Genomic DNA, 19,366 nt, shown 5'->3' with positions numbered 1-19,366 from the left:
TTCGATCTGGAGACCGAGGGCCGGCTCCCGCACGAGTCGAACGGTGCCGCGCCCAGGCGGAGGACGACGATGGGCTGCTGTCGATCTGGTGGGATCCGACCACCGACCGCGGCGAGGTCGTCGTCCAGGAAGCCCGGGACTTCACGACCCCGCCCCTCGCCCGGGTCATCTCCGACCGCGAGAACGTCGCCACCGCGGCCCCGGTTCCACGCCGGGCGCTGGTCCCTTCTTCCGTTCGCCATCTGGAGGCCGGCATGCCGTCCGACACCGTCACACCCCCTGTTGGCCGCAGTCTGGTTCCACTCGGACTGTTTCTCCTGGCCGCACTGAGTTACCAGCTCGTCGCGTTCCCCAACTTCCTCGATTCCCTGCAGACCGAGCCCGGCTGGCACCTGTCACCGAGCGCTGCGGGACTGATCGGGAGCACGGCTTTTCTGGGCGTTCTGGCAGGCGTCCACGCCGCAGTGGCGCTGGCCCGGCGCCTCGGGCTCCGGCAGGCGACGCTCGCCGCACTCCTGTGGCTCACGCTCTGGTCCGGGGCCTGCGCACTCGCAACCGCCCCTTGGCAACTGGGACTTCTCAGCATGCTCGCCGGAATCGGCACAGGCGTCGCGTTTCCCCTGACCCTGAGTCTCGTCAAGGACTCGGCCACGAGGGTCGGGGCCGCGCGCCAAGACGCCGCCTCCAAAGGCAGGCGCGCCCGCGCGGACGCGGCCACCCGAGCCAGGCGTTCACTCGCAATAGTTCCGCTGGGAATACCAATCGCGGGATTCGTCGCCCAGAACACGGCGGGCGCGCTGCCGGTCGAGAACGCGTGGCGTCTGATCACGGCCATGGGAGCGGGCCTGGGAATCATCGCCGTCGCCCTGTGCCTGTGGCTACTGCCGCGCGGCACCGACGTGTCCGTCCTGGCCCCTGGCCAGGACGGACACCGCAAGCCGGGCCAGCGGGTCATCGTGGGGACGGGCGCCCTCGTGATCGGAGCGAACCTGATCGCCTGGTCAGGCCTCACGGGACTCGCCTCCGTTGACCTGCGCTTCAACGCCGCGCTGGGCGCGGGCGCGGTTGTGGCGATCTTCGTCGTGGCGAGCACGGCGATCCATCGGAACGAGACGTCCATCTCCCGCTCGGGGACCGCCCGGGCCACCATGGCTTTCATCCTGCTCTATCCGCCGGTCACGGTACTGACCGCGGCTGTGGTGCTGAGCCTCCTCGCAGGCCAGCCCCTCTCCTTCGTCATGCCGCTGATCGGTGTGTGGATCGCCGACGGCTATCTTCGGTCGCTGACACTCTGTGCGGCACCGCGCGTGCTCGATGGCCGTCCCCACCCCGTCCTTCAGGAGCGTGTCGGCATCATGACGGAGGCCGGCCGCACCACCCCGCAGCCACCGCCGTTTCACCCGGACCCGGAGCGTGACGGCGAGTTCACTACACCACCCCACTCGAACTTGCCGTAGGAGATTCCGGTGCCCCCGCAGCGCCGCGCGGCCTCGGCATGATCCGCCTTGTGTGTCGAACCCACAGGGTCCGCCCGAGCGCGCTGATCCCCGCGTTGTGCGCGAGGACGTGGGCGTGCCCGAACTCACGGACGTCGGCCGGGTGATCCATGCTGACGTCGGCGACGACGGCTTTCATCCCCGTTTCCGCCACCCCAAGACCGATGAGCAATGTCCTACATTGCGGGACTAAAGCAACGCTTTTACAGGACAAGTGCGGCGGACTGGGCGGAAACCGCCTCCCAGGACGGTGGCGACGCCGGAATCAAGAGCATCGGGCGGGCCGTCGCGGTGCTCCGCGCCCTCGCCGGCGAGCGGGAGGGGCTCAGCCTCTCCCAGCTCGCTGAACGCGCTCCCTCGCTCGACGATTCACCGGCTGGTCTCCGCCTTGGAGGTCGAGGGCATGCTGGTTGCCGCCTCTGCTACAGGTCGCGTCCGCATCGGTCCCGAACTGGTGCGATTGGCCGAGGCCGGCCGCCCGGAGATCCGCGCCTTGCTCAGGCCGGCGATGGAGCACCTTGCCCAGGCCCTCGAGGAAACCGTCGAACTCGCGGTCCTGACGCATACGACGCACCGCCTCCCCCATGACTGCGAGCAGCGCCTACCGCCCTCGCCCGCACAAACACGGACGAGGTCGCCGAAGCGTCACCCGTACCGCAGGAGGTATGGGAAGGGCGGCAAGACCGCCACCCGCGCCGGAGGCATCTCGTCGGCCACCTGGCTGGTTGGTCCGCCTCAGCCGAACGGGGCAGGCCGACCAGCCTGCCACTTCCTCTACGCGTCTTCGTGCACGGCTTCGCCGATGTGGGGGTACGACCGAACAATACGACCGCCATACGAGCACCGGTGCACGAGAACACCGCCGCCACCCCGCGCCACCTCCCGTGAGAACGGCTCGTAAGCGGTGGACCCTGCCGATCACGGCTGTCAGCCTTTTTGACGACCAGCAAGTTCCCGTGTCGACGAAGGAGTACGCGCCGTCCGACCCGGTGGCGTGCGGTGGGCCGGCGGCCCACCGCACTGCCGGCCACTGTGGGGTCACCGAGGGCAGTTCACCGCGGAGAAGGCACCCTGGGGAACGGACCTGACCGTCGTCAGCACCTCTCCGCGCGCATCGGTGACAACAATCAACTCGCCCTCGACAGGCCCCCGTCGGTCGGCCCGCCAGGCCCATCGAGCAGCACGTCGTACGCCAGCGGCTCCTCGCCCACCACCACGGTGGCGGACTGCGGTCGGTGCCCGTCGGCAGCCGCAGTCAGGAGGTACGAGCCGGAGCCCGGCGTCGGCATCGAGTACAGGCCGTCGGACCCGGCGACGGTCCGGCCAAGCTGACGCCCGGTCGGGGAGATCAGTGTCAGCGTGGCGCCGTCGACGCCCGTGCCCTCCGCGTCGCGCACGTGGCCCGCGATGGACGGCCCGCCCGTCGCGGGAACCTGGTCAGCGCTCCCGGTGGAGGCGTACGCGGCCTGCGGCTCGGCCTCCGTCGGCTTCCGCAGGACACCGGCGCCCACCAGCACCGGCTGCCGCTCCGGCTGCGGCTCGTCGGACGGAGCCTGGGTGTTCTCGCTCTGGTGCTGGTCCTGTGTGCGTAGGCGCTCGCCCTCGACGTCCACATGGGGCAGGGCGCGGTCCAGCCACTTGGGGAGCCACCAGGCGCTCTTCCCGAGCAGTGCGAGGACGGCCGGGACGATGGCCATGCGGACGATGAACGCGTCGAAGAAGACCGCGGACGCCAGCCCGACGCCCATCATTTTGATCATGGACTCGCTGGAGCTGATGAAGCCGGCGAAGACGCACATCATGATGACCGCGGCGGCCGTGACCACGCGTGCGCTGTGCCTGAAGCCGGTCACCACCGCCTGCTTGGGCTCCTCGCCGTGGACGTATGCCTCGCGCATCCGGGTCACGAGGAACACCTCGTAGTCCATCGCCAGGCCGAAGACCACGCCGATCATGAAGATCGGCACCATCGACATGATCGGGCCGGTTTCCTCGACACCGAGCAGACCGGCCAGCCAGCCCCACTGGAAGACCGCGACCACGGCGCCCAGCGCCGCCAGCACCGACAGCAGGAAACCGAGGGCCGCCTTCAGCGGGACGAGGATCGAGCGGAAGACCACCATCAGGAGCAGGAAGGCGAGGCCGACCACCAGCGCCAGGTAGGGGATCAGCGCGTTGGTCAGTTTCTGCGAGAAGTCGATGTTCATCGCAGTCGTGCCGGTGACCAGCACCCGGGCGTCCGTGTCGGCCTTGATGCCGTCGGCCTTGTCACGGATGGTGTGCACCAGGTCCTCGGTCTGCGTCGAAGACGGCTTGGAGTCCGGGATGACGGTGATCGTCGCCGTGTCGCCGGCCTCGTTGAACACCGCGGGGCTGACCGTCGCGACGTCCTTCAGGCCCTTGATCTCGTCGGTCACCGTGGTGGCGGCCGCCTTAGGGTCACTGCTGTCCTTCGTGTCGACGACGATCATCAGCGGGCCGTTGAAGCCGGGGCCGAAGCCTTCCGAGAGGAGGTCGTAGGCCTTTCGCTGCGTCGTGGACTCCGGCTTCGTGCTGTCGTCGCCCAGCCCGAGTTGCAGCTGGGTCACCGGGACGGCCATGGCCCCCAGGGCGGCCACGCCCAGCACCAGGACGGCGACGGGACGGCGGACGACGAAGCTTCCCCAGCGGGTGCCCATGTTGGGCTTGCCCTCGGTGTTCTCCTGCGCCTTCCTGCCACCGGACCGCTTGCCCTTCGTGCCTGTCGGCTGGATCTTCCGGCCCACGTAGCCGATCATCGCGGGGATCATCGTGAGGGCGATCAGCACCGCGAGCACGACCGTGCACGCCGCCGCTATGCCCATCTTGGTCAGCACCGGGACATCGACGATCGAGAGGCCGACGAGTGCGATCACGACCGTCAGGCCGGCGAAGACCACTGCCGAGCCCGCCGTGCCCGTGGCACGTCCGACCGCGTCCTCGCGTTCGCGGCCCTCGGCCAGTTCACTCCGGTAGCGGGAGAGGATGAACAGGGCGTAGTCGATACCGACGGCGAGGCCGATCATCATGGCCAGGATGGAGGTCGTGTCCCCGAGATCGAGCGCGTCGGCAAGGGCCGTGATGCCCGCGACGCCGATACCCACCCCGATGAGGGCGGTCAGCAGCGGCAGCCCGGCCGCGACGAGCGAGCCCAGCGTGACGACGAGAACGACCGCGGCGACGGCGACACCGATGACCTCTCCGATGCCCGACTCCGGCGACTCGTCGAGCACGTCACCGCCGATCTCGACGGACACCCCGGAGTGCCGGGACTCCTCCACCGTCTCCTCCAGGAAGTCCTTGGTGGAATCCTTCAACTCCTTGGCCGGGGCGGTGTACTTCACCTGCGCATAGGCGATCGTCCCGTCCTTGCTCACCGCGTTGTGCTGCGTGAACGGGTCGGTGACGGAGTCGACCTCGGGACCCGTGCCGAGGTCCTTGACTGTCTGCTCGACGAGTGCCTTGTTTTCGGTGTCCGTCATCTTCTCGCCCGCAGGAGCCTTGAAGACGACGTTGGCGCTCCCTCCGTCGGCGCTCGAACCGGGCGAACGCTGCGCCAGCAGGTCGTAGGCCTTCTGGGACTCGATGCCGGGGATCGTGTAGGACGATGAGCCTGCGGCGGGCGCGTTGAAGGCCGCGACACAGGCGGCGGCCAGCAGGGCGGCCCAGAACAGGGCGATGTAGTGCCGTCGCCGGAAGGCGAATCGGCCGAGTTTGTAAAGGAAGGTAGCCACGGGACGTGCTCCCGGTCAGTCGTGGATGGTTCAGGGCAGAGGGCAGGCCCGACGACGATGGGGACCCTCCCATGCCCCGGAGGCAAAGGGGAGGTTGTGCCAGATACGGCTGGAGAGCGGCTTACTGCTGGGGACTCGAAGAAGGGGAGAGACCGACGCCTGGGCGGGGAAAAAGCACGGCGTCGGCATACTCAGCCAGGAACGCCCGCGTCGGCGGGCGATCGTCGATCAGAGCGCGGGCGAAGTAGCCGCCGCTGAGCATGTGCGGCACATGATCCGACGCGGGGTTGTCCGCACGGATCTCGCCTCGGTCGACGGCACGCTGCAACACCCGGTTGAATTCGGCCTGTTCCGGTTCGATGAGCACTTCCCGGAACGCCCGCCCGAGGTCAGGACTGTGGTGTATCCCCATGGCCAGGCCGCGCATCAGTGCGGAGTTCCGTTCCATGGCGGAGTCGTCCTCGATGGACGGCGCAGCCAGGAAGTCTCACCGCAGCGACCCGGTGTCGACGTCCCTGACGCTGACGGGCTTGTCGTGACGCATCGCCTTGACGACCAGCTCGGCCTCGACGCCCCACTGGCGGTAGAGCGTCGCCTTGCTGCAGCGGGTGCGCGCGGCCACGGCGTCCATGGTCAGGCGAGCCATAGCCGACTTCACGAAGCAGATCGCGCACAGCCGCGTACAGCTCGGTCTTGCGTTTGGGTGTGATCCGACCGCGACGCGACGCTGCGACCTCGACCAGCCCACACCGTATGAACGAAACGGTTTCGTACGTATCACCGCACGGCCATGACCTTACCCCAACCAGAATGAAAACGGAACCGTTTCGTACGCCACATCGCCTGTCCGGGGTTTGCGCGAGCCATGGCACCTCTCCCAATCGCGCCGGGCCGATCTCCTCACGGCGCGCGCCGCCGGGCCGGCAGAACTGCGGCGCACTCGATTGCGAAGGGGATGGACGGGCGTCGGGTCGCCGAAGCCCCTTCGATGCCCGGAGCAGCGAACGAGTGCAGCCGGAACCGACGATCGCACCACCCACGCGGGGCGAGGGCGCGCGGCCGGGCGCACCACGCCTTCGAGGCGTAGTGCGTCACCCCGAGGCGCGCGCTCGGCGAGTACGGACCCCTACATGGCATCAGAGCCACGCGCCAAGGCATCCCCCAAAGTCAACAGTTGACGTCTCGCCCGACGTCCACCTATTGTCCTGTAAAACAAAACTACCATCCTGAAAGAAGAGACACGCAATGGCGATCACTGGTCTCGGCCACACCGGTTTCTGGGTTCACGACCTCGACGCGATGCGCGACTTCTACACGCGGGTCCTTGGCCTGACCGTGACCGACGAGGACGAGGAGCTGGGCATCGTCTTCCTCTCCTCCTGCCCTGAGCAGGAGCACCACGAGTTCGTCCTGCAGCGCGGGCGGACCGCCCACGACGGCGCCAAGCTCACGCATCAGGTGTCGTGGCGGGTGGACTCCCTGGAGTCGGTCATCGAGTTCCACCACCGGTTCCGCGCCGAGGGCATCGAGGTGCAGCAGGAAGTCACCCACGGCAACGCGATCGGTATCTACTTCTTCGACCCCGAGGGCAACCGCAACGAGGTGTATCTGCGGGTGGAGCGGGACGTGCGGCAGCCGTTCCGCAAGACCCTCGACCTCGACCAGGAGCCCGCCGACGTGATGGCCGACGTGGAGCGGCTGCTGACCGAGGGCGGCCCGGCGTACCAGCCGGTCCAGTAGCCCACCGCACCCTCACACGCAGCCGATCGATGGAGCCCCGCCCATGAGCAGTCCCCAGACACCGCACCCGGAACCGCAGCGAAGATTCGCTTCGGCCACCTTGGTGCAAGCCGACGTACTCGTGGTCGGCGCCGGTCCGACGGGGCTCACGGCCGCCCATTTGCTCGGTTCGTTCGGCATACGCGTCCTGCTCGTCGAGCGCAATCCGACAACGAGCAACGACGCCAAGGCGATCAGTCTGGACGACGAGTCGCTGCGCACGCTGCAATCGGCCGGCATCGACGGGGCGGTCTACCCGATCATCGTGCCCGGCACGGGAACGAAGTACTTCGGCGTGGGCAACCGACCCCTCGTGCACGCCCGCGGCCTCGGCGACCAGCGGTTCGGGCACCCGTTCAAGAACCCCTTCGCCCAACCCGACCTGGAGCGGGTGCTGGTCGAGGAATTGCGCGACCGCCCCGACGTCGAAACCCGTTTCCGCACGCGGCTGTTCTCGCTGGAACAGCACTCCGACCGGGTACGGGTCGGAGTCGGACCGAGCGATGGCACGGGACCGGTCGAGCACTTCGACGTCTCGTACGTCCTCGGATGCGACGGCGGACGCAGCACCGTCCGGGAACTGCTGTCCATCCCCATGCGGGGGCGCAGCTTTCCCGACGTGTGGCTGGTCGCCGACACAGTGGGAGATCCCCACGACCAGCGCTACGGCATGCACCTGGGGGACCCCGGCCGCCCCACGGTCGTCGTGCCGGGCCGCGACGGTCGGTGCCGCTACGAGTTCCTGCTGCACCCCGGGGAGAGCCTGCCCGGCGATCCCCCACCGTTCGAACTGGTACGCGATCTGTTGCGGCCGTACCGCGAGATCACCCCGGACCAGGTCGAGCGCGCCGTGTCGTACACGTTCCACGCCCTGCTGGCCGACCGCCTGCGCGACGGACGCTGCTTTCTTCTGGGCGACGCCGCCCACATGATGCCGCCTTTCGCGGGCCAGGGACTCAACTCCGGCGTGCGAGACGCGGCCAACCTCTGCTGGAAGCTCGCCGACGTCCTGGCCGGACGGGCGGGAGACACCCTGCTCGACACCTACGACACCGAACGCCGCCCACACGCCCAGGCCGTCATCGACCTCTCGGTCCGGCTCGGCCGCATCGTCATGACGACCAGCCGCAGCCGGGCGCGGCTGCGCGATCTGCTGGTGCGTAGCGCCATGCACACCCCGCAGGGGCGCCGGTACCTCACCGAGATGCGCTACCGGCCGAACACCCGCGTTCGTTCGGGCGCCGTCGTCCCCTTCGCCGGCAAGAACAGGTCACCGGTGGGCACAGCCCTTCCGCAGCCACGCGTCCTGCACGGTCCGCGCCTTCAGGTCACCCGGCTCGACAATGTGCTCGGCCGTGGCTGGAGCCTGCTGGGCGTGGGCGTCACCGACGCCGACTGGAACACCGCCGCACACGCCGGTCTGCCCGCAGGCAAGCGGGTATCCGTCGTCCTCGGCGACCGCTACCCTCGCGACCGCCCGGGGCGCACCGCCGTAGCCGACGCCGACGGCCGACTCCAGGCCCTGTTCGGCGGGCTCAAGGGACACTTCATGCTGGTGCGCCCCGACCGGCTGATCGCGGCCGTGTTCCCACCCGACCAAGCAGTGCGTGTCTCGCACAGCCTGCGTCGCTTCGCGCCCGGTCCAGGGCGCGATGTCCCCGTTCCCGCGTCAGGCGGCCCGGCGCAGATCGATCACGAGGCCGTCCTACCGCGGCCCGCACCGACCGCGCGCCCCGTCACCAAGAGCGCTTCCAAGACCCAAGGAGGGCCCCGATGAGGCTCAGCACCGTCCGGCTGTACGACGAGCGCGGCACAACCGCTGCCCGCCAGGAAGGGGACGAGCTCGTTCTGCTGCCCTACTCCGACGTCGGCGAACTGCTGTCGAGCGGCGACGACTGGCCTGAACGCGTGGCCGCCGAGGACGGCGACCGCATCCCCCTGTCGACCGCGTCCCTCGCTCCCGTCGTCCCTCACCCGAACAAGATCGTGTGTCTGGGCCTCAACTACGCCACACACATCAAGGAGATGGGCCGCGCCACCCCAGCCCATCCGACACTGTTCGCCAAGTACGACGGCTCCCTCGTCGGACCCTACGACGACGTGCACATTCCGCCGGTGAGCGATGACCTGGACTGGGAGGCTGAGCTCGGTGTGGTGATCGGACACCGCGCACGTCACGTGTCGCCGGACCAGGCGCTGGCGCAAGTCGCGGGCTACACCGTCCTCAACGACGTCACCGTCCGGGACTGGCAGCATCGCACCCGTGAGTTCCTGTCCGGCAAGACCTTCGAGGCCACCACCCCTGTGGGACCCTCGCTCGTCACACCGGACGAACTGCCGCGCGGTGCGTCCGGGCTGACGATCAGCTGCCTCGTGGACGGCACCACGATGCAGAAGTCCAACACGGCGGACCTGCTCTTCGACGTCGCCACGATCATCGCGTACGTCAGCACCATCATCACGCTGCTGCCGGGCGACCTGATCGCCACGGGTACCCCGGGAGGCGTGGGTGCCGGCCGCGACCCCAAGGTCTTTCTCCGGCCGGGGCAGGAACTCGTCACGGTCGTCGAGGGGATCGGCGAACTGCGCAATACAGTGGTCAAGGACCGATTGTGACGCCTGGTGCCCATGACACCCCGATACGAGTTACCATGTCTCGCATGTCAGGAACAGCGTCCACCAGCTATCGCGAGCGCAACTCCACGGCCGACCGGGCCCTGGACATCCTCCTCATGTTCACCGACACCCACCTCGTCGTCTCCGGCACCGCTGTGGCCGAGCGACTCGGCGTGGCGCGCTCGACCGCGTACCGGTACCTCCAGAGCCTCGTGAGCAGCCGCTTCCTGGAAGAGGCGCCGGGTGGAGGTTTCCGGCTGGGGCTGCGCGTCATGGAGATCGCACGGCTGGCACGCCGCAGCTACGGCCTGTCCGAAGTCGCCCTCCCGGCGATGACGACGCTCGCCGAGGACGTGCGCGAGACGGTCCTGCTCACCAGGCGGACCGGAGAGCTGGTCGTGTGCGTCGATCGGGCCGAAACGGGGACGGGCGCCGTGCGCATCTCCTACGAGAGGGGCAGTACTCTCCCCCTCAACGCGGGTGCGGCGGCACTCGTCCTGCTGGCCTGGATCCCCGACGAGGAAGCCCGAGGGCTTCTTGAATCAGCAGACCTGCGCCGTTTCACTCCCGCTACCCTCACGGACGTCGACACTCTCATGCAGCGACTGGCCCACATCCGGCGCGCCGGCTACTCGGTCACTCGTGGCGAACTCGACGCCGACGTGATGGGTGTCGCCGCTCCCGTCCGCGACGAGCAGCAGCGGGTGGTGGCAGCGGTGAGCATCGCGGCCTTGGCCTCTCGTGTGTTCCCCGAGGCGGAGGCGGAGCTGGCCCGGAAGGTTCAGGAGACGGCACGGGAGATCAGCGAGCGACTGACAGCCGTCGGGGGCTGACACCCGGGCGGTGCCGAACGCAGCGTACGGACGCTGTGGCGGTTCGGGCTCGAGCGAGGGAACCACGGGGGTCTTTCCATCGTCGGCGATGCACTCCTCCCCAGGCGTGGCGGCCTCCTACCTTCGCTGAAGGAAGTGTCCCGCCCATGGCGCCGGGCACCCTGCCGTCCCTGGTAGGCGTTGAAGAAGTGAGTCGGGGCGAAGCCGTCGGACGCCTCGATCCACTGGACCACGCGGATGTGGCAGTTGAGTGCCACGAAGCAGGGGGAGCCCGAAGCGTGGGTCCAATGCGTCGTTGCCCATTGGCATCCCAGGGCCGTCCCCCCTCGATCTTTGGATCAGCGGATGAGGCTGGCCTGACTCACCTTCATCATCGCGCAATTCGCAACATTTCATGCAAATACCGTGCTTGCTGCAAGCTTGCCGCGTTCCGGCGCTCCTCCAGAGCCGACACTGCAGCACCCTGGGCATGCCGGCACGACGACCCGTCGCCGCCACCTTCGACATACCGCTTGACATTCAACAGTAATGTCCTGTTAATCAAGATGTTAGTCCTGCCCAACGGGACATTCCAATATCCCCGAGCGGGCCGAGGCCGGGTTCCGACCGAGTGACCAGCGCCACCTGGCGCGATGCCTCCGGGACCGAGGGCGGCGCGGACGGTGCGCCTTCCTATGTCACCTACGCAGAACGGAACACCATGACCCTTCTCGATGCAGCCGACTGGCAGGAGCGGATCTTCTCGGGCGGATGGGTCAAGGGCTTGGCTGAGCCGTACGACTCCACCGAGCCGGCGACCGGGAAGACGCTGGGCCGCGTCGGCGCAGCCTCTCCCGCCGATCTGGACCGGGCCGTGGCGCACGCGCAGCAGGCCCAGCGCGCATGGGCGGCGGTGCCGTACCTGGAGCGTGCGCAGGTGCTGCGGCGCGCCGCAGCCCTGTTCGAGCGGCACCAGGCGGAGACAGCGGAGTGGATCGTGCGCGAGTCGGGCGCCCCGCGGCTGTTCGCGGACACCCAGGCGACTGATGGTGGGGCCGAGGAGTGCTACGAGGCCGCCGCACTCGCTGCGGCTCCCTTTGGTGAAGTGCTCCGGTCAGCCCAGGACCGTCTGTCGTTCTCGCGGCGGCGCCCGGTGGGCGTGGTCGGTGTCATCTCCCCGTTCAACGCGCCGATGTTGCTGGCCATGCGTGCGGTGGCCCCGGCGCTGGCCCTGGGCAACGCGGTCGTCCTCAAGCCCGATCCGCGCACCGCGATCTGCGGCGGTGTCACCATCGCGCGGGTCTTCGAGAAGGCAGGGCTTCCCGAGGGCGTCCTGCACGTCCTGCCCGGTGGCGCCGCCGTCGGCGCGGCGCTGGTGGACCACCCGGGCGTGCCCGTCATCGCCTTCACCGGGTCCACCCGGGCGGGGAAGGCCATCGCGGCGGCAGCCGCGCGGCGGCTCAAGCGGGTCCACCTGGAGCTGGGCGGCAACTCGGCGCTGGTCGTCCTGGACGACGCCGACCTCGACAAGGCCGTGTCCGCGGGCGCTTTCGGCTCCTTCTTCAACGCCGGGCAGGTCTGCATGGCCGCCAGCCGTCATCTCGTGCACTCCTCGATCGCCGAGGAGTACACAGCCCGCCTCGCCGAGCACGCCGACGCCACACCCGTGGGTGATCCGATGACCGGCACGGTCCTCATGGGCCCCATGATCGACGAGGGACAGCTGCGGGCCGCCCATGCCGTGGTCTGCGACAGTGTCACCGCGGGAGCACGGCTCGCTGCCGGTGGTACCCATGAAGGCCTGTTCTACCGGCCCACCGTCCTGGCCGACGTCCCGCTCACCGCCCGCGCCTACACGGAGGAGATCTTCGGCCCTGTCGCGCCCGTAGTGACCTTCCAGGATCTCGACGAGGCCGCCCGGCTGGCCTCCGACAGCGAGTACGGGCTCTCTCTCGGCATCCTGACCCGCGATGTGGCCAAGGGCCTGGCGCTGGCCGACCGCATCCCGACCGGCCTTGTACACATCAACGACCAGACAGTGAACGACGAGTCGACCATCCCGTTCGGCGGCGTCGGCGACTCCGGCAACGGCTCCCGCCACGGAGGCGCTGCCGCCAACCTCGAGGCATTCACCGAGCAGCAGTGGGTCACCGTCCGCCAGGAGATCCCCTTCTACCCGTTCTGACCATGGCCTCCCAGACAAGGCGGCCCGGCCAGGGCCACCCCCGCTCCCGCTCCCGCCGACCGACTCAAATGATGCAAGTATCAGAACTGGTGAATGTTGCTACCCTCACCCCATGTCGACAGCCGCTCCACCCCGCAACCGCTTCGAACGGCGCCGTGCCGAGACCCGCCAAGCTCTGATCCGCGCAGCCCGCGAGCTCCTTGCCGAGCACGGTGGCGGCAGAGCGAGCATCCAGTCCATCGCCGACCGGGCCGACGTCGGCTTCGGATACGATCATCTGCAGGAAGTTGTCGACGACCCGGCCGAACCGGTGGCTGCGGGCTTCCGACTCACGGCCCGCATGGGCGACTCGCACCCGGAGCTGGTGCAGATCCTCCGCCACCGCGGCCTGCGGCACATTCACTCGGAGCGCGGCGTTGCTCCTCGCGCCCTGCGCGACCTGCAACGCGGCATCACCACCGGCCGCTTCGCCGACGCCGACCCCGTCGCTGCGCTGTCCGCCATGGGAGGAGTTCTGCTGTCCCTGGTCGAGTTGAGGATTGCCCGTCCCGACCTCGACAGCGAGGAGGCCGCCTCGAAGGTGAGATTGCAAGTCGTCCAACAGGGAGTCGGGCAGCTCCCACGGGAGCGGCGCGCGGAGACTCTCGGCGCGGGTGGTGCCCAGTGGTACTCGGGTACCACTCGGACGCCGAAGATACCCCCGTGGTCCCAGGGTGTGAACCTGCCGCCCTCGTAGCGTCGAACGCAGACACCGCGGCGCGTCCGCGGCCGAGTTCGCGACAGGAAGGGCCCACCCCATGATCGAGGTACGTGAGCTGACGAAGCGGTACGGCGACAAGACGGTCGTCGACAACCTGAGCTTCACCGTCAAGCCCGGAGAGGTGACCGGCTTCCTGGGGCCCAACGGCGCGGGCAAGTCCACGACCATGCGCATGATCGTCGGCCTGGACTCCCCCACCAAAGGCTCGGTCACCGTGGGCGGCCGACCCTACGCCATGCAGTCCGCACCGCTGCACGAGATCGGCACCCTGCTGGAGGCCAAGTCCGTCCACCCCGGTCGCAGTGCGTTCAACCACCTGATGGCGCTCGCGTACACCCACGGCATTCCGCGCAGCCGGGTGGACGAGGTCATCGAGCTGGCCGGCCTGACCAGCGTGGCCGGCAAGCGGGTGGGGGCCTTCTCGCTCGGCATGGGCCAGCGGCTCGGCATCGCGGCCGCCCTGCTCGGCGACCCCGCGATCGTCATGCTCGACGAACCGGTCAACGGCCTCGACCCGGAAGGCGTGCTGTGGGTGCGCAACCTGCTGCGCTCGCTGGCCGACGAAGGCCGGGCCGTGATGCTCTCTTCGCACCTGATGAGCGAGACCGCGCTGATCGCCGACCACCTGGTCATCATCGGACGCGGTCGGCTGCTCGCCGACACCACCGTCGACGACTTCACCCGGGAGGCGAGCGGCGGCGGTGTGAAGGTCGCCACCGCCGAGACCGCGAAGCTGCGCTCGCTGCTGTCCGGCCCGGATGTCACGATCACCTCCTCCTCCGCCGAGGAGCTGCTGGTGCTGGGTCGCGACGCCCGTGAGATCGGAGCGATCGCCGCCCGGCACGGGGTGGCGCTGTACGAACTCACCCCGCAGTCCGCCTCGTTGGAGGCGGCGTTCATGGAACTCACCCGCGACGCCGTGGAGTACCAGAGTGCTCCGGCCGACACCGAACGAGAGGCCGCCTGATGCCCACCACCTCACTCCGTCCCAATCGGCGCCCTGGCTGGCACAACCGACTCTCCACGGCGCCCGACGCCCCCACGTCCTCCCCTACTGCCTACAAGGTGACCGGTCTGCGGGTGCTGCGCTCGGAGTGGGCCAAGTTCTGGTCACTGCGCTCCAGTTGGATCACCCTGGGTGTCGCCGTGTTCCTGCTGGTCCTCTTCGGGGCGATCGCCTCCTACACCTACAGTCCGGGCGCGGCGACCGGCGGGCCGCCGGGAGGGGCCAGCGGCGACAGCACCGCGGTGAGCCTGGCCCTGACTGGTGTCACGTTCGCCTCGCTGGCCGTCGGCGTACTCGGGGTGCTGCTGTCCGCGGGCGAGTACAGCACCGGCATGATCCGCTCCACCCTTGCCGCGGTACCGCGCCGACTGCCCGTCCTGTGGTCGAAGGCCGCCGTGATCGGCCCGATCGCCCTGGTCCTCACCAGCATCGGCGCCCTGGCCGCGTTCCTGCTGGGCACCCCGGGGCTGGACGGCGAGAGGATCGCCCTGTCCCTGGGCGACGACGGTGTCCTGCGCAGTCTCGCCGGTGCCGGTGTCTACCTCGGCCTGGTCGCCGTGTTCGGCGTGGCCCTGGGCGTACTGATCCGCTCTTCTGCCGGAGCCATCGCAGCCCTGGTCGGTATCCTGCTCATCCTGCCCGGCCTGGCCTCGCTCCTGCCGGACTCGCTGTACGACAGCATCAACCCCTACTTCCCCGGCAACGCGGGCCAGGCCGTGTACGCCCTGCACCAGTCCTCGGGCTCCCTCTCAGCAGGAGCGGGCCTCGCGGTCTTCGCCGGCTGGGTGGCCCTGACACTCGCCGGGGCGGCCTACCGCCTCGTCAAGTCCGACGCCTGATCCGGCGACGGAGGCACTGGTGTCCATGAGTCCGCACCGTTCGGCAGCCGCCGCGGCCGGCGCCCGGGGGACGGCAGCGGTCACGCCGTCCCTCGGGTTCGGTGCCGCCTGGGCGCATCCGCTGCTCGGCAGGCTGCTGCGCGACCAGGGTCGCCGACAGCGGCTGGACCGCCGGCATCCGTGGCTGCTCGACACCACGGTGGTGCTGGCCGTCGCCCTGATCAGCCTGCCGGTCCTGCTCCGGGGCGACGGCAACGCCCCTTTCGGGGACACCACCACCCGTGACCAGCTGACCTTCGGCGCCCTGTTCGGCTGCCACGCCGCTCTCATCGTTCCGCTGTGGTGGCGCCGCAAGGCCCCGGCGCTCACGTACTTCGTGATCGCGGCGGTCTCCCTCGCCCAATGGACGACGGGCGTCTGGCTGCCGGCGAGCGCCGGCGCACTCATCGCTCTGTACACCCTGGCCCGGAACGGTTCGTTGCGGGCCCTGGGCTGGGCAGCCGCTCTGACCGTCGTCGAGGCGATCCTGGTCGTCTTCGTCCTGGCGCCGACCGAACATCCATTCGTCGGCAGCTTCTTCCTGCTGGGCACGGTCACGGCGGCCATCGCCGTCGGCCTGACACTCCGCATCCGACGGATGTACCTGGCTGCGCTGGAGGACCGCGCCCGACGGCTGGAGATCGAGCAGGACCAACGCATGCAACTCACCGCGGCCGCCGAACGCTCCCGAGTCGCCCGCGAGATGCACGACATCGTCGGCCACAACCTCTCCGTCATGGTCAGCCTCGCAGACGGCGCCGCGACCCTCGCCGCCAACCGGAACGAGCAGTCCACCGACGCCTTGCGCATCCTCGCCGACACCGGCCGCCAGGCCATGAGCGAACTGCGCCGGGTCCTGGGAGTCCTGCGCGAGGAACAGGACGGTGAAAGGACGCTCAGCCCTCAGCCCGGCATCCGGGATCTGGACCCCCTACTGGCACGGGTGCGCGCAGCAGGCCTGCGCGCGGCCTACCGGACGGTGGGCGATCTCGACTCGCTGGGCAGCGGCGTACAGCTCACCGTGTACCGCATCGTGCAGGAGTCGCTGACCAACACGCTCAGGCACGCGGGGACCGGCACGACCGCCGAGGTCGACATCACCGCAGAGGCGGGAGAGGTACGGATCCGAGTCGCCGACACCGGCAGGCCCCCCGGGTCTCCCCCGCCACCGAAGCCGGCCGCACATGAGCTCGCACCCGGCCACGGCCTGGTCGGCATCCGCCAGCGAGCCGCCATGTACCGCGGCACCGTGATCATCGGACCGCGCGACACCGGCCACGGCTGGGTCGTGGACGTCGTACTTGAGGCGACGCCCGCGCCGGAAGCATCGGGAGAACTCCTGCGATGACCACCGTGCTGATCGCCGACGACCAGCCCCTGCAGCGCATGGGCGTGCGCATGCTCCTTGAGGGCACCCCGGGCCTGCACGTGGTCGGCGAGGCCGAGCACGGTGCGGAGGCCGTCCGCCTGGCCGCGGAGTTGCGCCCCGACGTCGTTCTCATGGACATCCGTATGCCCGGAACGGACGGCATCGAGGCCACTCGCCGCATCATCGCCACCGGCGGCCGCACGCGCGTCCTCATCGTGACCACCTTCGACCTCGACGAGTACGCCTACGAGGGCCTGCGGGCCGGCGCCAGCGGATTCCTGCTCAAAGACGCCCGCCCCGAGGAACTCGTCGCGGGTATCCGTGCGGTCGCGACGGGCGACGCCGTGGTGGCCCCCCGCCTGACCCGCCGTCTCCTGGACGCCTACGCCCACCAGGTTCTCGCACCGGTCGGCGCCCCCGCCCTGGAGGATCCCCGTCTGCAGACCCTCAGCGACCGCGAACGCGAGGTCCTGATCGCCATCGGCCAGGGCTGGACGAATACGGAGATCGCCGAACGGCTCGTCCTCACCGAGTCCACCGTCAAGAAGCACGTCGGCCGCGTCCTCGCCAAGATCGGGGCCCGCGACCGCATCCAGGCCGTGATCATGGCGTACGACATCGGGCTGGTCAGGGCCAAGCCATAGCCCGAGGTCCCGCGCCAAGGGCGTCCAGCCCCGCAGCCTCGAAGTCCTCGAAGACCTCGGTGCCCTCGACGAGGTGCTGGCCGGCGGCAGCACCCATCCCAAGCTCGGGATCCATGGGGGCCCCTTCGCCGTGCCCTGGAAGATAGGCGCAGCTCGATGCCCTCGGCCCGAGCGTAGGCGAACACATCCGTCATCGTCCGAAGTCGCAGGCCGGGACGGTCGGGGACCGCGCGTCCCCGCTCGGCCTGGAGCGGTCGTATCTCGGCGATCGCGCGGGGGACGGTGGAGCGGTCGACGCCGAACAGCCGGCCGAGCACCGCGTGCGGCAGGTCGTGCCGCAGATGGATCAACGTGGCCACCAACCGGTCGACGAACACCAGCTGGTGGCGGGGGGGCTCCGGCGCCCTCGGCCCGCTTGCGGATTCCGCCTCGCACAGCATGACGGCGACCTTCAAGGCCGGCCTGCCATGGCGCCGCCAAGTCCTCTATCAGGCACGCGAGATCCCAGCGAGAGATCCCCGTGAACAGCCGATGCGCCGGCACGGCCCGATTGACCATGATGGCCACGGTCGGATCGTGCCACCAGCCAGGCACGACGCCTCAACCGCTATCACGCACCAACTCGTGAAAAGGGGGGCGACGATCGGTCTGCCTCCTCTGCACCCAGACCTGTTCAGCCATCGGGTCGTGGGGTGTTGCCGATGGTTGCGGCAGGGACCAGGAGTTGGAGCGTGCCGCCCTCGCCGAAGCGGAGAGGTTAGTTGGATTGGATGCCCAAGTGCGGCGGCACCCCTTGTGTCACACATTGCTAGCGCCGTACCCGCGGCATCCCCAGACCGATCCACGAGATGATCTCCCGCTGGATCTCGTTGTTGCCACCGCCGAAGGTGAAGATCACGGCGGAACGGTAGCCGCGTTCCAGCTCGCCGTGCAGGACGGCTCCCGCCGAACCCTCCTGGAGGGCGCCCGGGGCCGCGACGATCTCCAGGAGCCAGGCGTAGGCGTCGCGGCGGGCCTCGGAGCCGTAGACCTTGGCGGCCGAGGCGTCCTGCGGGGTGAGCGTGCCGTTCTGGAGGGCGCCCACCATCTGCCAGTTGAGGAGCTTGAGGGCGTCCAGTTTGACGTGGGTCTGTGCGAGACGGCGGCGGACCCAGGGGAGGTCCACGACGCGGCGCCCGTCGGCGAGCTTGGTCTCGGTGGCCCAGCGCTGGACGTCGTGCAGGGCGCGGATGGCCATGGTGCCGTGGGCGGCGAGGGTGACGCGCTCGTGGTTGAGCTGGTTGGTGATGAGCCGCCAGCCCTGGTTCTCGGCACCGACTCGGTGGGAGACGGGGACGCGGACGTTCTCGTAGTAGCTGGCGGTGGTGTCGTGCGAGGCGAGGGTGCGGATGACGGTGCAGGAGTAGCCGGGGTCGGTGGTCGGGACGAGGAGCATGGTGATGCCCTTGTGCGGCGGGGCGTCGGGGTCGGTGCGCACGGCGAGCCAGACCCAGTCGGCGGTGTCTCCGTTGGTCGTCCAGATCTTCTGCCCGTTGACGACGTACTCGTCCCCGTCCCGTACGGCCCGGGTCTTCAGGGCGGCCAGGTCGGTGCCCGCGTCGGGCTCGCTGTAGCCGATGGCGAAGTCGATCTCGCCGGAGAGGATCTTCGGCAGGAAGGACGCTTTCTGCTCGTCGGTGCCGTACTGCATGATCGTCGGACCGACGGTGTTCAGGGCCATGAGCGGCAGCGGTACGCCGGCCTGCGCGGCCTCGTCGAAGAAGATGAACTGCTCGATCGGGGTCAGGCCGCGGCCGCCGTACTCCTTGGGCCAGCCGACGCCGAGCCAGCCGTCCGCGCCGAGCCGGCGGATGGTCGCGCGGTAGAAGCGTTTCGCGGCCACCGGGTCGGCGTGCCGGGCGTAGGCGTTGTCCGGCACCAACTCGGCGAAGTAGGCGCGCAGTTCGGTGCGCAGCCGCTGCTGCTCGGGTGTGTGGTCGAGGTGCACGGCGCCTCCTGGCTCCCCAAGGCCGGTGTCCTGACGGCGCACACGGTAGAACGTGTTCCAGAAATTGGGAATGGCGGGGAGG

Annotated in this window: 14 protein-coding genes and 3 pseudogenes; 12 read left to right on the top strand and 5 right to left on the bottom strand. The window is 69.3% G+C overall.

Annotated elements, in window-relative coordinates; translation table 11 throughout:
* The first annotated feature begins 254 nt into the window (after positions 1-254).
* Both ACIBVL_RS24160 and ACIBVL_RS24155 read left to right on the top strand, forming a co-directional pair.
* Positions 255-1,457, top strand: coding sequence for an MFS transporter (locus ACIBVL_RS24160; protein ID WP_399099617.1), 1,203 nt, complete (start codon positions 255-257; stop codon positions 1,455-1,457).
* A 210-nt stretch (positions 1,458-1,667) separates the two neighbouring features.
* The gene (locus ACIBVL_RS24155) at positions 1,668-2,084 is read left to right on the top strand and encodes a helix-turn-helix domain-containing protein (protein ID WP_399099615.1); all 417 of its coding nucleotides are present in this window, start codon (positions 1,668-1,670) and stop codon (positions 2,082-2,084) included.
* A 539-nt stretch (positions 2,085-2,623) separates the two neighbouring features.
* On the opposite strand, the gene ACIBVL_RS24150 is transcribed toward ACIBVL_RS24155, so the two are convergent.
* The 3 genes and pseudogenes from ACIBVL_RS24150 to ACIBVL_RS24140 form a co-directional block, all read right to left on the bottom strand.
* Positions 2,624-3,007 carry a carboxypeptidase-like regulatory domain-containing protein gene (locus ACIBVL_RS24150; RefSeq protein WP_399100381.1) on the bottom strand — a complete coding sequence of 128 codons (384 nt, stop codon included), beginning with the start codon at positions 3,005-3,007 and terminating at the stop codon, positions 2,624-2,626.
* Positions 3,008-3,049: 42 nt separating this feature from the next.
* Positions 3,050-5,248: pseudogene (locus ACIBVL_RS24145) on the bottom strand (MMPL family transporter); the annotation flags it as partial.
* A 121-nt stretch (positions 5,249-5,369) separates the two neighbouring features.
* Positions 5,370-5,991, bottom strand: a pseudogene (locus ACIBVL_RS24140) (TetR/AcrR family transcriptional regulator).
* Between the two features lie 502 nt (positions 5,992-6,493).
* Here ACIBVL_RS24140 and ACIBVL_RS24135 point away from each other — a divergent pair.
* The 10 genes from ACIBVL_RS24135 (at position 6,494) to ACIBVL_RS24090 (ending at position 17,297) form a co-directional block, all read left to right on the top strand.
* A complete protein-coding gene (locus ACIBVL_RS24135) occupies positions 6,494-6,988 on the top strand; it encodes a VOC family protein (protein ID WP_361554879.1) in 495 nt (164 codons plus the stop codon).
* Positions 6,989-7,031: 43 nt separating this feature from the next.
* The gene (locus tag ACIBVL_RS24130; RefSeq protein WP_399099611.1) at positions 7,032-8,804 is read left to right on the top strand and encodes a bifunctional 3-(3-hydroxy-phenyl)propionate/3-hydroxycinnamic acid hydroxylase; all 1,773 of its coding nucleotides are present in this window, start codon (positions 7,032-7,034) and stop codon (positions 8,802-8,804) included.
* Positions 8,801-9,643 (top strand): fumarylacetoacetate hydrolase family protein, encoded by an 843-nt coding sequence (locus ACIBVL_RS24125; protein ID WP_399099609.1) that lies wholly within the window; start codon positions 8,801-8,803, stop codon positions 9,641-9,643. Before ACIBVL_RS24130 ends, ACIBVL_RS24125 begins: the two co-directional genes overlap by 4 nt.
* Before the next feature lie 44 nt (positions 9,644-9,687).
* Complete coding sequence (locus tag ACIBVL_RS24120; RefSeq protein ID WP_399099607.1) at positions 9,688-10,476, top strand: IclR family transcriptional regulator; 789 nt, start codon at positions 9,688-9,690, stop codon at positions 10,474-10,476.
* Positions 10,477-11,176: 700 nt separating this feature from the next.
* Positions 11,177-12,640, top strand: a complete 1,464-nt coding sequence (locus ACIBVL_RS24115) for an aldehyde dehydrogenase family protein (RefSeq protein ID WP_399099605.1) — start codon at positions 11,177-11,179, stop codon at positions 12,638-12,640.
* A gap of 112 nt (positions 12,641-12,752) precedes the next feature.
* A complete protein-coding gene (locus tag ACIBVL_RS24110) occupies positions 12,753-13,376 on the top strand; it encodes a TetR/AcrR family transcriptional regulator (RefSeq protein WP_399099602.1) in 624 nt (207 codons plus the stop codon).
* A gap of 61 nt (positions 13,377-13,437) precedes the next feature.
* The gene (locus ACIBVL_RS24105) at positions 13,438-14,367 is read left to right on the top strand and encodes an ABC transporter ATP-binding protein (RefSeq protein WP_399099600.1); all 930 of its coding nucleotides are present in this window, start codon (positions 13,438-13,440) and stop codon (positions 14,365-14,367) included.
* The gene (locus ACIBVL_RS24100) at positions 14,367-15,245 is read left to right on the top strand and encodes an ABC transporter permease (protein ID WP_399099598.1); all 879 of its coding nucleotides are present in this window, start codon (positions 14,367-14,369) and stop codon (positions 15,243-15,245) included. Before ACIBVL_RS24105 ends, ACIBVL_RS24100 begins: the two co-directional genes overlap by 1 nt.
* Positions 15,246-15,270: 25 nt before the next feature.
* Complete coding sequence (locus ACIBVL_RS24095; RefSeq protein ID WP_399099596.1) at positions 15,271-16,632, top strand: histidine kinase; 1,362 nt, start codon at positions 15,271-15,273, stop codon at positions 16,630-16,632.
* A complete protein-coding gene (locus ACIBVL_RS24090; protein ID WP_399099594.1) occupies positions 16,629-17,297 on the top strand; it encodes a response regulator in 669 nt (222 codons plus the stop codon). Before ACIBVL_RS24095 ends, ACIBVL_RS24090 begins: the two co-directional genes overlap by 4 nt.
* Before the next feature lie 110 nt (positions 17,298-17,407).
* Here the strand turns inward: ACIBVL_RS24090 and ACIBVL_RS24085 are convergent.
* Together ACIBVL_RS24085 and ACIBVL_RS24080 are read right to left on the bottom strand one after the other, a co-directional pair.
* Positions 17,408-17,855 (bottom strand): annotated as a pseudogene (locus ACIBVL_RS24085) (transposase family protein); the annotation flags it as partial.
* A gap of 250 nt (positions 17,856-18,105) precedes the next feature.
* The gene (locus ACIBVL_RS24080; RefSeq protein WP_399099592.1) at positions 18,106-19,284 is read right to left on the bottom strand and encodes an acyl-CoA dehydrogenase family protein; all 1,179 of its coding nucleotides are present in this window, start codon (positions 19,282-19,284) and stop codon (positions 18,106-18,108) included.
* Between the last annotated feature and the right edge of the window lie 82 nt (positions 19,285-19,366).

Source organism: Streptomyces sp. NPDC049687, from assembly GCF_044465285.1.
GTDB lineage: Bacteria > Actinomycetota > Actinomycetes > Streptomycetales > Streptomycetaceae > Streptomyces.
Note: the sequence above shows the minus strand (reverse complement) of the source record. Positions and strands in the feature narration are given on the sequence as shown.